Annotated in this window: 10 protein-coding genes; all 10 read left to right on the forward strand. The window is 46.6% G+C overall.

Annotation, left to right across the window (positions count from 1 at the left end; translation table 11 throughout):
* The first annotated feature begins 43 nt into the window (after positions 1–43).
* The gene (locus MKZ09_RS11415) at positions 44–754 is read left to right on the forward strand and encodes a Crp/Fnr family transcriptional regulator (RefSeq protein WP_076130124.1); all 711 of its coding nucleotides are present in this window, start codon (positions 44–46) and stop codon (positions 752–754) included.
* A 167-nt stretch (positions 755–921) separates the two neighbouring features.
* Complete coding sequence (locus MKZ09_RS11420) at positions 922–2,331, forward strand: extracellular solute-binding protein (RefSeq protein ID WP_076133614.1); 1,410 nt, start codon at positions 922–924, stop codon at positions 2,329–2,331.
* A 222-nt stretch (positions 2,332–2,553) separates the two neighbouring features.
* A complete protein-coding gene (locus tag MKZ09_RS11425; protein ID WP_076204774.1) occupies positions 2,554–3,618 on the forward strand; it encodes an SGNH/GDSL hydrolase family protein in 1,065 nt (354 codons plus the stop codon).
* Between the two features lie 16 nt (positions 3,619–3,634).
* On the forward strand, positions 3,635–5,188 hold the full coding sequence (locus tag MKZ09_RS11430) for an extracellular solute-binding protein (protein WP_076204771.1): 1,554 nt from the start codon (positions 3,635–3,637) through the stop codon (positions 5,186–5,188).
* A 74-nt stretch (positions 5,189–5,262) separates the two neighbouring features.
* Positions 5,263–9,519 carry an alpha/beta hydrolase fold domain-containing protein gene (locus MKZ09_RS11435; RefSeq protein ID WP_076204768.1) on the forward strand — a complete coding sequence of 1,419 codons (4,257 nt, stop codon included), beginning with the start codon at positions 5,263–5,265 and terminating at the stop codon, positions 9,517–9,519.
* A gap of 103 nt (positions 9,520–9,622) precedes the next feature.
* Entirely contained in the window at positions 9,623–9,829 is a 207-nt protein-coding gene (locus MKZ09_RS11440) for a tautomerase family protein (protein ID WP_076204765.1), read from the forward strand.
* Positions 9,819–10,775 (forward strand): ABC transporter permease, encoded by a 957-nt coding sequence (locus tag MKZ09_RS11445; protein WP_036689353.1) that lies wholly within the window; start codon positions 9,819–9,821, stop codon positions 10,773–10,775. The genes MKZ09_RS11440 and MKZ09_RS11445 overlap by 11 nt, the downstream gene beginning before the upstream one ends.
* A gap of 21 nt (positions 10,776–10,796) precedes the next feature.
* On the forward strand, positions 10,797–11,681 hold the full coding sequence (locus MKZ09_RS11450) for a carbohydrate ABC transporter permease (RefSeq protein WP_111503412.1): 885 nt from the start codon (positions 10,797–10,799) through the stop codon (positions 11,679–11,681).
* Between the two features lie 64 nt (positions 11,682–11,745).
* Entirely contained in the window at positions 11,746–12,777 is a 1,032-nt protein-coding gene (locus MKZ09_RS11455; protein ID WP_076204762.1) for a response regulator transcription factor, read from the forward strand.
* Entirely contained in the window at positions 12,777–14,573 is a 1,797-nt protein-coding gene (locus MKZ09_RS11460; protein WP_076204758.1) for a sensor histidine kinase, read from the forward strand. The genes MKZ09_RS11455 and MKZ09_RS11460 overlap by 1 nt, the downstream gene beginning before the upstream one ends.
* Positions 14,574–14,599: the final 26 nt, after the last annotated feature.

Genomic DNA, 14,599 nt, shown 5'->3' on the forward strand with positions numbered 1-14,599 from the left:
AAGTAGGAGTTGTACAAAAAAATGAACAACAGGGGGGACATTTATGAAGGAGTATTCTTGCCAATACGCTGCTGAACCTTGTACCCGCAAGGTGCCTATTTTTGCTGCGTTAAGCGATGACGATCTCTCCCGGATCAGCGCTATGATCAAGCATCGTAAGTTTACTAAAGGTCAACCTTTAATTCTGGAAGGGGCGCCGTCAGATACGCTGTACATTATTCAGCGAGGGCATGTTAAATTATCCAAAACAACTCCTGAGGGCAAGGAACAAATTTTGCACATCTTGACGAATGGAGACTTTTTCGGGGAACTGAGCATTTTTAACAGCGATGAGCTGAGTAACTTCAGTGCTTATGCTCTGAAAGACACTAACATTTGCATGCTGACCCGAACGGATATGGAGCAGCTGATGAGGGATAATCCGGATATTTCGCTCAGGCTACTGAAGAGTGTGACCAAAAGACTAGCCCATACGGAAAATCTGGCTCAAAGCCTGGCGACCAAAGATCCCGAAATACGAATTGCTTATATGATCATGGAACTCAGCGACAAATATGGTAAGCAGCGTGGCGCTCATATTCATATTGACCTTCCGTTGTCTCGTGAAGAGCTAGCCAGTTATGTTGGGGTCACCCGCGAAACTATTAGCAGAAAATTCTCAAGGTTTGAAGATTCAGGTCTTATTGAGCTAATCGGAAACAAGCAAATGCTCATTATAGATCCAGCCGGTTTGGAGAGTTATATGGGGTATTAAGAGGATTATGGTGTATTGACCGATCTGTATGACACCGTGGGTGCAGAACATAAGCTATATGGGGCCACACTCCGATACTTGTCGTTCCCAAAGGATTTCAGTATGATGAATACTATATAAACTTGTCCCTATGGGCTCGATTAATCGGAAGATGGCGAGGAAACCCAATGCAGAAAAGGAATAGCAGAAAATTTTTCCGTATCAGGCTAGAGGAAATGATTCAAACCTTGCGACATGAAATTCATTCGGGAAGTATAGCGATCGGCAGTTATCTTCCTTCAGAAAGTGACTTAGAGGTGCGCTTCGGACTTAGTAACGCTTCTGTGCGCAACGGGCTTAAGGTGCTGGTGGATGAAGGCTTAATTGAGAAAATTCCGCGTGTTGGCAATCGGGTAATTCCCCCTGTAGAGGAAGGCAGAACGACGATCAAGTTCGGATATGTGAACACCATCCCCAAGCTTGTAGAGATGCAAGAGCTACTGAATGAGTTCGGCAAACGCTATCCGCATATCGACGTTCAGCCGCTCGAGTTGTCTTCAGGAAACTACTCGACATCTTTGAAGGAATATTTGCAGTCGGAAATCATGGATGTCGTACTGATGAATAATAACAATTATCAGGATTTTTTGGAGCAAGGCTGTACGGAGCTGCTGGAGCCGATGGAGGAACAGCCGGACACGTATCGTTTTCTTTCCGACCCGTTCCGGTATGGTGACCGTAATCGCGTTCGCCCCTTCATTTATTCTCCAGTCGTGCTTTGTTATAATAAACAGCACTTTAAGGAAGCCGGCGTATCACCACCAGACAGTAGCTGGACCTGGGACGATTTATTCGCTAATGGTCGAAAGGTAGCTGAAGGTCATGACTGGTATGGTTTTTATTTTTATTTGCCTTCTCGTAACCGGTGGCCGTTGTTCCTGCTTCAGAGCGGTACGACGTTTGCGGCAGAACAGGATGATGAAGGCAAATTTCGGTTCAGTGGCTCAAAGCTACTCGACAGTTTAGGAACCATTCGAAAGCTGATAGGCATGAAGGATGTATTTCCAGCTGTATTGTCTGAGAGCGATGCGGATGCGGAAGCCTTGTTCTTGCAAGGCAAAGTGTCCATGATAATGACGACCTATTACTTCTTGAATCAATTGCGTCAATCCGATTTGGCATTCGATATTGCTCCATTGCCTCGGCTGCAAAATGCTGATACGCTGCTGATTATAAATGGACTGGCGGTTAACAGCAAATCACAGAACAAGGATGCATCCATGCTGCTCGTTGATTTTCTCACCTCACACGAGGCGCAACTGATCATTAGGCGTAAGACACTGAATATTGCAGCCAACCGTTTGGTGATGGATTGGGAAGGTGAGGAAGTGGGTTATCGTCCGGCCCGTTTTCAGCTTTACCGTGAGATCTTCCCTACCTATCGTCTGGTTACAGAGCTGGGTTTAAGCAACCTCCAGTTGAAAGAGATTCAACGTGATATCATGATGTTTGTTTCAGGTCTACTGGACAACGACGAGTTATGCCGCAGACTTGAGGAAATATTGAATGCGGTAAATCAGGAGACTCAGCACTCTTGAAGACTGAAAGTTTATGTGAAAATCCCGGCATAGGTTCAATTCTGAATCTGTGCTTTTTGTTATGTTAAAGTATTTGTTTGATGTACAAGAATTGACTCATATATGACTCATAATAACAATAAAAACATATTGACTATGCTTTTATTGTTATTATATGATGCAATAGAAGTCAGATATGAGTTAATACGATTTCGAATTTATTAAGGTGGTGTAGCTGCAAAGATGGAAAAGGAAGGCGTTTATTTTCACAATGTTTCGGAGCTGGTTCATAAACCCTATCAATCTGGATTGCATCTCCAACGTTTTCCGCAGCATGTGCGCAATGGCTTGTCAGAGAAAGGAAGAACCAAAGCTATACAATCGAACGGCTGCGAATTGCGGTTTGTCACCGAATCCAAGCATGTTAGGGTTACTGTCGGATCGAATGATAGTAACGGCCGCGTTGTGGTATGCAGAGGGGATTTTTTTCATTCTCAGCATTTTCTGCAGGCGGGTACGGTAACCACTCTGCACTTGGAGGAGCCGGAACGTTTTACAGAGGTATCAAGTAAGCGGCTGAATCAGTCTGGATTTTCCTCTAACGTATGGCGTTTGCATTTTGATCGTTTCGGAGCTGTTTTCTACGATGTGGATACTTTTGGTTGTGAAGTACGTGCGCCTAGACCGGATGAGCTACCTAAGCTTACGATGCTCGCCTATGGATCTTCCATCAGCCAGAGCGCGGGATCCACGCATCATTTCAATGGTTACTTACAGCAGACAGCGCGCAGACTTGGTGTGGATGTGCTAAATCTTGCGCTTAGCGGATCTTGTTATTGCGAGGACGTAGTTGCCGATCATCTGGCTGAGCGTGAGGATTGGGATTTTCTATTTCTTGAACTTGGTGTCAATATGCGTGCTGTAGTGTCTCCCGAGGAATTCAAGCGTAGAGTGTCTTACATGCTGGACCGGGTTATCAAAAGTCATCCTGACAAACCTGTCTTCGTTACTACGATTTATCCGAATCGTGCAACGTATTTTCTTGATGCAGGCCATCTTCTTCATGTCCAAGAGGGGATTTTTAACGAAGTGCTGCTTCGTTACTGTGAGAGCAATAAACATCCACAACTACATCTGCTGGATGGCGCATCAGTCATGCGCGATCTTACCTCGCTGACCTCCGATCTGATTCATCCTTCCGATTATGGACACACGCTAATGAGCGAGCATTTAGCAAAACTGTTGCGGCCCATGATCGAGCCCCTCCGAACTTCTAGTCATTCTACTGAAGTGTCCCCAATTTTATAATAGGGAGTTGATGGAAATGAAGCGTTGGATGCTTACCATGGTGGGAGTTTCATTATTAGCCGTCTCTATAAATGGATGTTCCTCTTCTAATAAGGGGGGAGAAGAGCAAGCAGGGGAGAGTTCAGAAAAAACCACTGCTTTCTCCATATCGTTCCGGAGCGGAAACATTTCGTATGCAGACAATCATCCGAATATCAATGATGACAAATGGGTCAAAAAGCTGGAGGAACTTACAAATACAGATCTTAACATCCGTTTGATGCAGCAGAAAAATTTTGATTCGCAAATGATTCAAATGTTCGCGATCAACGACATTCCGGATGTCGTGCAAGCAAGCTCTGGGCTGACGAACCCTCAGTTGGCAGGTTCTGTGGAGGCCGGAGTATTCATGCCCCTAAATGAATTGCTTGAGCAGTATGGGCAAGATCTTCTCAAGAGAGTCCCGAAGGAGGCATGGGAAAAGGAGACCGATGCGAAAGGTAATATCTACGCGATTCCGGAATGGCTGTCCAATCCGTCACGCCGGGCAACTTGGATACGTGCGGATCTTTTGGAACAAACAGGACTGCCAGAGCCTAAAACAGTAGATGACTTCCTGAATGTCATGCGTGCTTTTAAGAAGCTGGGTGTGGAGAATCCTTATATGGGCCGGGAGGACTTTGTATATTCGGATATGTTCTTCGGATCTTACGATACCTTTGCTAATTTCTTTATGAAACAAGGGGATCAAATTGTCCCGAAATTTATGAATATCGAGAATATGCAAAAGACGATCCAAACGTACAAGACAATGTTCGACGAAGGACTGATCAACAAGGAATTCGTCACAATTAATCCCACGAAATTTAAGAACGATATTCTTGCAGGCAAGGCGGGCATCTGGAACATGAATGCCAACCTGTTGATCCAATGGGATCAGCAGCTAAGAGAACAGGTGCCTACTGGTAAAATGAAGCTGATCGCCTCGCCCACAGGACCTGACGGTAAGGGGGGACTTCGTCTTGTCGGTACGGTGCCGCGAGCGTATTTAATTAACAAAGATGCGAAAGATCCTGCCGGGATCGTCAAGTTTTTCAACTGGATGGTTAGTGACGAAGCGGAAAAGTTTTTTACCTTCGGAATTGAAGGAGAAAACTACACTGTAGAGAACGGAAATATTAATTATAACAGACCGAAAACAGCCGATGAAGTTGATGAGGAAACGTTCCGTCAAATCCTGCTGTGGTTCGTACAGGATACTACCTACAATAAAGGTGCGCTTAGTCTCACACCCGAAGGAAAAGATTTGATGAAGCTCTACGATACAGTACTTGCGAATGAGGGACGCGACGGGATTCAATTTGAACCGCAAGTAAAGGGCTATCAGAAAAACCCGGACATCACCCCAGGTGGAGATAAATTGCCGCCAGTTATATTGACGCATGTAATCAATATGGTATACGGCAAAAAGCCGATCTCCGACTATCCGAAGGTGGTGGAGGAATGGCTGCAGAAAGGGGGAAGTGACGTCGTCAAGGAAGCAACAGAACGTTATAACAATAACGATGGTGTGATTTTGTCCCGACATTAATAAGCTGCATCTCAAAAGAGGTTTGAACTCCATAATGCTTGTGATTACCTATACCATGTCAGGGAGGAATTCATTTGAGAAACGGACTATATAGGAATGCTTTTCGAGTGGGCATTAGAGTACTGTTGTCATTGGTTTTGTTATATTCGCCCTTGGAAATGCAAGCGCTTACCGAAGTTTATGCAGACGGAATAACTGATGACTATGTTACGCTCTACGAGGAAAACTTCGATGACCCTGACAATTTTGGATCTACCGGTGGTATGGCCATTCCGGGGCCTTGGCTGCAGGAAGGCGAAGGAAACAGCATGGCGAAAACTTCGGTTTCGTCCACGGCCCCGTCCGTACCGAATCTGGTGAAAATCGATGGCAAGGATGCATTGGCGCTGCCAGTGAATTCGACGGGGTACCGCAATCTTCAATTGAGTTATTATACACGGGCATCCTCCTACATCGGAGGAAGCGTCATCGTAGAATGGTCAAGTGATAGAGGGATAAATTGGACAACGTTGGAGGAATTTAAGCTGTCCCCAGGGACGCAGGAACAAAAGAACAGTGAGCCGAATCAACTCAAAGTCCACAACTTGGGCAGCGGAGCTGACAACAATCCGAACGTCAAAATCCGGGTCCGTGTGGGTGAATTGATGAGCGCGAATATGTACATCGATAGTGTCGCCCTCAAAGCTCAAGCGATTCCCGGAATACCACCCGCAGAGACACCGGTGCCAATCCCTACACCGGCTGAACCTAAGCCGTTTGTGGTTCCTGAAGGCGTTAAGCTGTATGAAGATGTGCTGATTGGGAATGCTGGAACGCGGCCGATTTATACTTCGATTGCCGTACCTAAGATCCCGCCTCAAGCACCCATGCCAGTGATGGTATACATTCATGGTGGAGGCTGGAATCACGGAGACCGTAAGCAAGCCCTTGCCAGTATCTGCAACTATGTAACCAAGCGAGGGTATATCGGAGTATCGCTGGATTACCGTTTAACCCCGGAAGCGCCATTCCCGGCGCAAATTCAGGATGTGAAGCTTGCTATTCGTTACTTGCGCGCGCATGCGGCAGAATTCCATCTAGATCCGAGCCGGATCGGTGTATGGGGTTCGTCGTCAGGAGGGCATCTGGCCTCACTGCTCGGTACGACTGGGAACATCAAGTCAGGCGAGACAATCACATTGGATACAGGACATACCGTAAACGTTCCGGATTTGGAAGGGAATGGCGGTTGGCAGCAATATTCTGATCAAGTGCAAGCCGTTGTCGATCTCTACGGTCCAGCGGATTTTACAACAAACTTCGCTAATAGCTATAAATCTGTGAAAGCGCTTTTGGGCGGGAACGACGCGTTCTCTGTGCCAGATCAGGCAAGGTTGGCCATGCCTGGCACTTATGCGTCACCGGACGATCCGCCTTTTTTCATCCGCCATGGGGATGTGGATGCAACGATCCCATATACGGACAGCATTACGTTCTCCAATCAATTGAAGGATGCGGGCGTGAAAGTGGTCGATGTCAAAATTGTACCTAAACAAGGTCACGGCTTTATCGGCGAAGCGGCTGAGCAAGCAAGCGCCGAGGCTTGGGCTTTTATGGATCAATATGTAGAGAATCGAATGGCAACAACACCTGATGATGATGAGGTTGTATACCGCGATCTAGCCAGTCTGACACCGAGCGGCGATGCAGTCATCGACAGCAGCAAGCCCACTGTAAACTTCAATAGCGCGACGGGCAGCAGCAATGGATTGTTCAGTATTTCTTCTGGCGCCGAGAACAAGAAATATGTGTATTTTAAATTTGATGTCTCTTCATATAGCAATCCTGCAAACAGGTACATTTTTAATGTTGCTGCCAAAAAGGGTTCATCCAATGCGGACCTCGAACTTTCGTTATTCGGCCTAAAGGATATAAATTGGACTGAATCGGAGCTGACTTGGAGCAATGCGCCTGTCACGGATCTGACCATTGCTTCGTTAAGTGGGAAATTTACCGTAACGGCAGACAAATCAGGAGCTCCACAGGTTTACAGCATCGATGTGTCCGAGTTTGTCAGAGAAAGATTGTCCGCATGGGGCGGTAATATCGCTTTTCTGCTTGGTGATGCGTCAAGCACTGGAATTTCTCTCAATGTCTATTCGAAAGAAGCTAATGGCAACAGCAACCCCCGTCCACAGCTTGTTGTTCAAGAAGCGGTTGCACCTTCAAGCGACCATGAGAAACCTTCCTGGCCGGATGGAAGTTCTCTGAAAGCTGTCAATATAGGTACAGAGTTCATTCAACTTTCATGGCCGGGCGCCAGCGATAATCAAGGTATCGGCTCCTATCGCGTATACCGGGATAACACCCTGTTATCTAATGTTACCGATGCAACGTATACAGCCGTTGGGCTTAGCCCTAGCACGGCTTACAGTTTTAAGGTTGAAGCGGTGGATCAGTCGGGCAATACATCCGTACCGCTTTCTTTTACCCGGTCAACGCTTACAGAACCCATCACTCCTTACCCGATTGCAAACGTGACAGCCAGCGACAGCGATGGCAATATCGCAACGAATACCATCGATAATAACTTGTTCACCCGCTGGTCCGCCGCAGGTAACAGCCCGTGGATCCAATACGATTTAGGCGAACGGAAGCAGATCAGTTATTTAGGTATTGCCGTTTATAAAGGTGACACGCGCACGGCTCAATTGAGTATCGAAACCTCAAATGACGGTTTGGCTTGGACTACGATATGGACTGGTGCAAGTATGTTCAGAACCATAGAGATGCAACCTTTTGATCTTCCTGACACAGAAGCCAGATATGTGCGGATCGTGGGTCTTGGGAATTCTGATGGCAGCGCGTTTACAAGTTTATCGGAGGTAAACCTCTATGCGCCGTTCGCAAATGGCGATACACCTGTAGCCAGCATCCCGAACTACACGCCTAATCCCCCCCGGGAACCGATCCCATTCACAGCTCCCGGATTAACCGAACCTGATGGTACGGTGCATCCGGTTCATTCCTCACCTACAACCACTGGGCGCATCTTGAACGTGCTGGACTATAATGCTGATCTCGCCGATAACGACACAGATGACGGTATTGCTATTCAAGCTGCCATAAACAGCGCTGAGTCCGGCGATGAGGTCTATTTGCCGTCTGGGGTTTATAATCTGAACTCAACATTGGATACCCTTGTCAATTTGAAGCTCAAGTCAGGAGTAAACCTTCGCGGTGAGGATCAATCAACAACCATCCTTAAGACATCTCTCCATAAGGTAAAAAACAGCGCCCTGATGAAAGTATCCGGACAGCATGATCTGTCCATATCCAACCTCACATTGACTTCTACCTGGAACGGTGTCTACACGACGGATCATAAAGTGAACAACCCGGACGCAGGTGGTCCTGACAGCATGATTACCATCGCAAATTTTGGTGAGGTTCCGTCATACAACATCACGGTTGATGGGGTTACTGTAGAGAAGTATTCACGTATGGGTGTGTGTATCGACAACAGCCGTGATATTGTCGTACGCCGCAGCACGTTCCGAAATGCGACAGATGTAGGGCCGGGTGGTGCTGGCTATGGTGTGTCGATTCAGGGCATGGCCAAGCAGGACCGCAACGGGTATGAAAACGACACGGTTTGGAATGTTGTGGAGGACTCCCATTTCGAGGGCCCTTATTTGCGGCATGGGGTGCTGATCCAATTTGTTGCCCATAACAATGTCCTGCGAAACAATCAGTTTATGAATACAAAGCTGGATGCCATCGATCTGCACGGAGAACTCGAATATTTGAACGAGATATACGGTAATGTGATTAGCGACATTCCCTACGGCGCTGCGATCGGACTGGGAAACACCGGGGGTACAGCACCTAGCAATCACAGTAAGTCAGGACCGCGCAACTATATCCATGACAATATGATTCGTAATACAAGAGAAGGAATCAATGTAACTATGGGCACCCCGGATACAGTCATTGAGCGAAATGTGATTGAGAATACAACTCATATAGAGGACGCCAAGGGCATTCAGATTTTGAACGGGCCAGGTACTATCATTAAGGAAAATATCATTCGCAACAATACCGCGTCGAATTATTGGGCTGTATCCCTTGAGCATGATCCCGGCGACAGCAAAGCAAATGATATCGGAGCGGGCGACCCGCAGGACGTTCAATTGATCGCAAATTCGCTGATTGGCAATACGAACGGTATTCGACTTCTTGCTGGAAAAGGGATCATCCTACAGGGGAATCTTATTGACAGTATAAGTAGCAATTATTTCAAAAATGATCATGTGGGAGTAGAGGGTTGGCCGTTACCGATTATACCCTAAAGAAAACACAAGCTCACTCATAGAAACTCCATATTGCAAGCGCTTTATTGTAGGTAGAATGAGGTTAGATTCATTCACTATTCAAGGAAATGGAGGAAGGCCGATGCCACATATTGAGATTAGGATGTACGAAGGCCGAACGAGTGAGCAGAAGGTGGAGATAGTCACCGTATTCACGCGGGAGTTATCCCGAATAATTGATCGGGAGGAACGATATATTACCATCGAATTTCAAGAAATTCCCCTAGACGAGAATGCTCCGGCGAACCTGCTGAAAACAGGACCTATAGGAAACGGTTATGAAAGCTAAGTTAACTGGGGTTGACCTTATTAACTACAAAGCTGACACGAAAAGATCCTTGCTTTTAAACATGTGGAAATTCAGAGCACTCTATGTGATTGCGATTCCCGGGATCTTGTATTTTATCATTTTCAAGTACTTGCCGTTGGCTGGTTCAGTTATTGCGTTTCAGAACTATAACATTTTTAAAGGCTTTACAGGCAGTGAATGGGTGGGACTTGAGCACTTTAGGACGATGTTTCAATACCAGGATTTCGGAAGAATCTTAAGCAATACGATTCTGTTAGGCTTGTATGATCTTATATTTGCCTTCCCGGCTCCAATATTGCTTGCGCTTCTGCTGAATGAAATTCGGCTTGTGTTTTACAAACGGTTTTTGCAAACGGTGGTTTATATGCCCCATTTCCTGTCTTGGGTAATTGTCAGCGGTATCGCCTTGGGTATCCTCTCTCCAGGAACAGGGATTGTGAATCAGGTTTTACAAGCTTTCGGCTTTGAACCAATTTATTTTCTTGGTGAAAATTCATACATTCGCACGATTTTGATCAGTTCCGGTATCTGGAGGGATTCCGGGTACGGTACGATCATTTATCTGGCCGCGTTGGCAGGAATAAACCCAGATCTTTATGAGGCTGCTGAAGTAGACGGAGCCGGGCGCTGGAAACAAACCTTAGCCATTACACTGCCGTCTCTGATACCGACGATTATGATTTTGTTCCTTCTCCATATCGGGAGATTTCTTGATCTTGGCTTCGAGCGGGTATGGGTATTCCTGAACGCGCTTAATACCGGGAACGGGGAGATTCTGGACACTTATATCTATAAGGCGGGGCTGCTGTCTCAGCAATACAGCTATACAACAGCAGTGGGGCTATTCAAGTCGGTAGTTGGACTCATTCTGGTGCTCATCGGCAACATTTTGAGCAAAAAAACAACCGGTGAATCGCTGTATTAATCGCTCTTTATGGAGGTAGGGATGATGAGAGTACGCTATACTCGCGGCCAGAATCTATTTAATGTGTTCAATCTTTTGTTTCTGACCGCTCTCGCTTTGGCTATGTTTCTGCCGTTTCTGAATGTGATTGCCCAGTCCTTTAGCAGCTCTGAAGCAATTATTAATGGCAAGGTAGGGTTGTTGCCAAAGGAATTTACCGCAATCAATTATCAGTACGTTTTCAGCGATCATTCCATTTGGCGGGCGTTCGGTGTCTCCGTCTATATTACGGTACTGGGCACCGCCATCAATCTGATTGCGACAGCGTCTCTCGCTTATCCGGTGTCCCGGCCGGAATTCGTAGGACGTAAATACATCGTGATGATGGTATTGTTCACGATGGTATTCAGCGCCCCTCTTATTCCAAACTTTATTCTGATCAAAAATTTGGGGCTTATGAACTCCTTATGGGCACTTATGATTCCGGGCGCCATCAGCGCATTTAACTTTTTCGTGATGAGAAGCTTCTTCATGCAGCTGCCTCAGGAGCTGATAGATTCCTCCAGAATCGATGGGTGTGGCGAGCTGCGGATCATAGTCAATATGGTACTGCCGTTGTCTAAACCGGTAATGGCCTCATTGGGGATTTTCTACGCCGTCGGGCACTGGAATACGTACATGAGCGCTCTGTATTATATCAACAAGCCGTCATTATGGCCTCTGCAGGTGATGTTGAAGAAGCTCTTCGAGACGGACGATATCAGCATTGATCCGGCTTCCTCAGTGTATAGCTCTTTGGCCCACACCTCACCTGAGGGCATCAAAATGGCTGTTATCATTGTCGCTACTATTCCGATTATCATGATTTATCCGTTTCTTCAACGCCATTTCGTTAAAGGAATGATGGTCGGATCCGTCAAATCCTGATCTATCATATTGTGGTAGAATAGGAACGCGTTAAGCGAGACGAATCGGAAGGTGGTATCCATGGATGAGATGTGTATTAATCGTAGACGACGAGCCCATGATTCGAAAGGGACTTTCTATCATGATCCAGCAATGCGGCGAGCATCCGTATAACATTAAGCTGGCCCAGAATGGCGAAGAGGCCATCCAGCTCATTATGGAGGAGCATCCGGATTTTCTTTTTACAGATATCCGTATGCCCAAGGTAGACGGACTGGAGCTGTGCCGGCGGCTGTCGGAGATGGAGACGGATATTCAGACTGTTGTCATCTCGGGTTATGGGGATTTTGAATACGCCCGCCAATGCTTGTCCTATGGAGTGAAAGAATATCTCCTGAAACCCGTGAGCAAAGGGAACCTTCAAAATGTGATCGCCAAACTGGAAGCGCATAGAGAGAAGTTAGAGAGTTTTGTCTCTGTCGCTAAGCTCGATGAATGGGTCGTGCGTATGGATGATGCCATCTGGACCTTGGATAAAGAAAGGCTGTACCTTGTACTGAAGGAATGGGAAACTGACTTTCTCCAGCGTAAGATGAGCCGAATTCAGCAAAAAGAGCTTCTGGAAGAGGGCTACGCTTTGCTCGTGAAGAAGCTGCTTGTCAATTCAGTTACACCCGGTAAAAGCGTGTTAGACTTGTCCCCAGAAGCTGGACCTGAGCAGTTATTTCACTGCTTCGCAGAAGCGTCAGCAGCTATATTGGAAGAGCTTCGTAGAAAGCGCAAGGGTAAAGCGAAGGATCCGATAGAGGAAGCTAAAGCATTTATTGAAAAGCATCTCGCCCAGGAAGTATCGCTGGAAGAAGTAGCAGAAGTACTTGGGCTAAATGCCTCTTATTTCAGCCAGATGTTTAAGCACTCAACGGGAGAGACCTTTGTACATTACCGCATAAAACGCAGGATGGAGAAGGCCAAAAGATTACTTGCTGATGCAAGCTATCGGATCACCGATATTTCCTATGAAGTCGGGTATGCAGACCATCCTCATTTTACGAAGACGTTCAAAAAGTTCACCGGGCTGGCTCCTTCTGAGTACCGCAACCAGCTGGGGATCGATTAATGAGAAAGAGTCTGTCAAACAAGCTGTTTGCCTCCTTTCTGACCGTCATTCTTCTATCCTTGTCCATGGTTGGATTTATCTCTTATTTTCAGGCTTCGGCTGAGCTGGATAAATCTTCAGAGAAGTCCATTGCTCAAGTCATCAGAAGTGCGTCTTATCAAACGGATCTGTATTTGCAAAATTATGAAAAGGCTAGCGATTCCATCCTATCCTACAATCAAGTCAAGGAGTTCTTGGATATGGACCCGGAGGATAGCTTCTCCTACTATCAATATACGAATGACATTCAGAAGTATTTGTTTCGTTCTTTGTTTATTCTGTATCCCCAGATTAATCTGATGTACGTCATCGGTGAACACGGCAAGGCCATTAGCGATGATAACTCCTATCAGGCGCATAGCCTGCAGTTTCATCCTCAGGAACGCTACCGTTTCTTAAGCGAACATACGCCGGAGAGCGGCCGCATCACCATTCTCAACACGAATGTGATGAATGAAGGGGACAAGAACATTATTACGATGGTCCGCCGAATCAGAGGCGTCTCTTCCTATCGTCCCAAAGGTATAGTCGCCATTGAATTCAAGGCAGAGGATCTGGCCCGCATATGGGAACCTCTTGATCTGGGACAGGGCGGGTCCTACTTTATCATGGACGAATTCGGCAAACTCCTATATCGGGCGGAAGGGAATAATAACCACCCTGGGTTATCTGCTGAGCATATTCAGAACGTATTTCAACACCCAAATGACTCTGTGGTGGAAAAAGTAGACGGGAAAGAGTATTTGTTCGTGTCGAGAAAATCCGAATATTCCAAATGGCAGCTTGTAGTATCCATACCCGTTGGTGAGCTGCGCAAGCCTATTTCTACCATTCGTACGACCACGCTCGTGGTAGGAGTTCTCACGCTTGTCGGCACACTGCTCCTTGCCACCTGGTTCGGACGATCCATCACGAAGCCCATCCTGATTCTTAAGGAGGGCATGAGGGAGACGGAAAAAGGCAAGTGGCGCAGGCTTGAGATGAACGGCCGTCAGGATGAGCTGGGGGGATTGATGCGCAGCTACAATCTCATGGTGACCCGGCTTTCCGAAATGATTGAGCGGGTATACGAAGCGGAGCTTACCACCCAGAAGGAGGCTCTGGAGCGTCATCAAGCTGAATTTCAGGCACTCCAGCTGCAGATTAATCCGCACTATCTATATAACACATTAGAGACTATCAAATGTTACGCGGTCGTTCAGGATTCGGACGAAATCACAGAAATAGTGGAGGCCATGGCCTTCATGCTTCGCTACTCCATCCAAACTAATTTGGAGGAGATTACGATTGCCAATGAGCTTAATCATGTACTGAGCTACATGACGATTCTCAAGCACAGGATCGGCAGGGAGTTCGAAATTGACGTAGTAATTCCGCCGACGCTGCTACTGGCTAAGATGGTCAGGCTTACACTTCAGCCCTTGATCGAAAATATTTTTCAGCATGCATTTCCCGAGGGAATTGAAGACAAGCACTATATTAGAATCGACGCCAGAAAAGAGGGAGATCGTTTTCTAGTTCTTGTAGAGGATAACGGCGCAGGGATGTCCCGCGAACGGCTTGATAAGCTACGTGAGAAGCTGAATCTGAATCAGCTGGCGGATACGGAAGGAGACTCCCTCTATCATAGAGGTGGAATCGGGCTCATGAACGTGCACCGGAGAATTCAAATGGTGTTCGGTGAACAATACGGGTTAAGTGTCGAAAGTGTGGAGAATGAGGGAACCCGGTTGATCTTATCCATGCCTGCGGAGTGAGAAAAAGATGTTTTCAGAAAAAACTA

Source organism: Paenibacillus sp. FSL R5-0908, from assembly GCF_038006245.1.
In the GTDB taxonomy this organism is placed as follows: Bacteria; Bacillota; Bacilli; order Paenibacillales; family Paenibacillaceae; genus Paenibacillus_AQ; species Paenibacillus_AQ odorifer.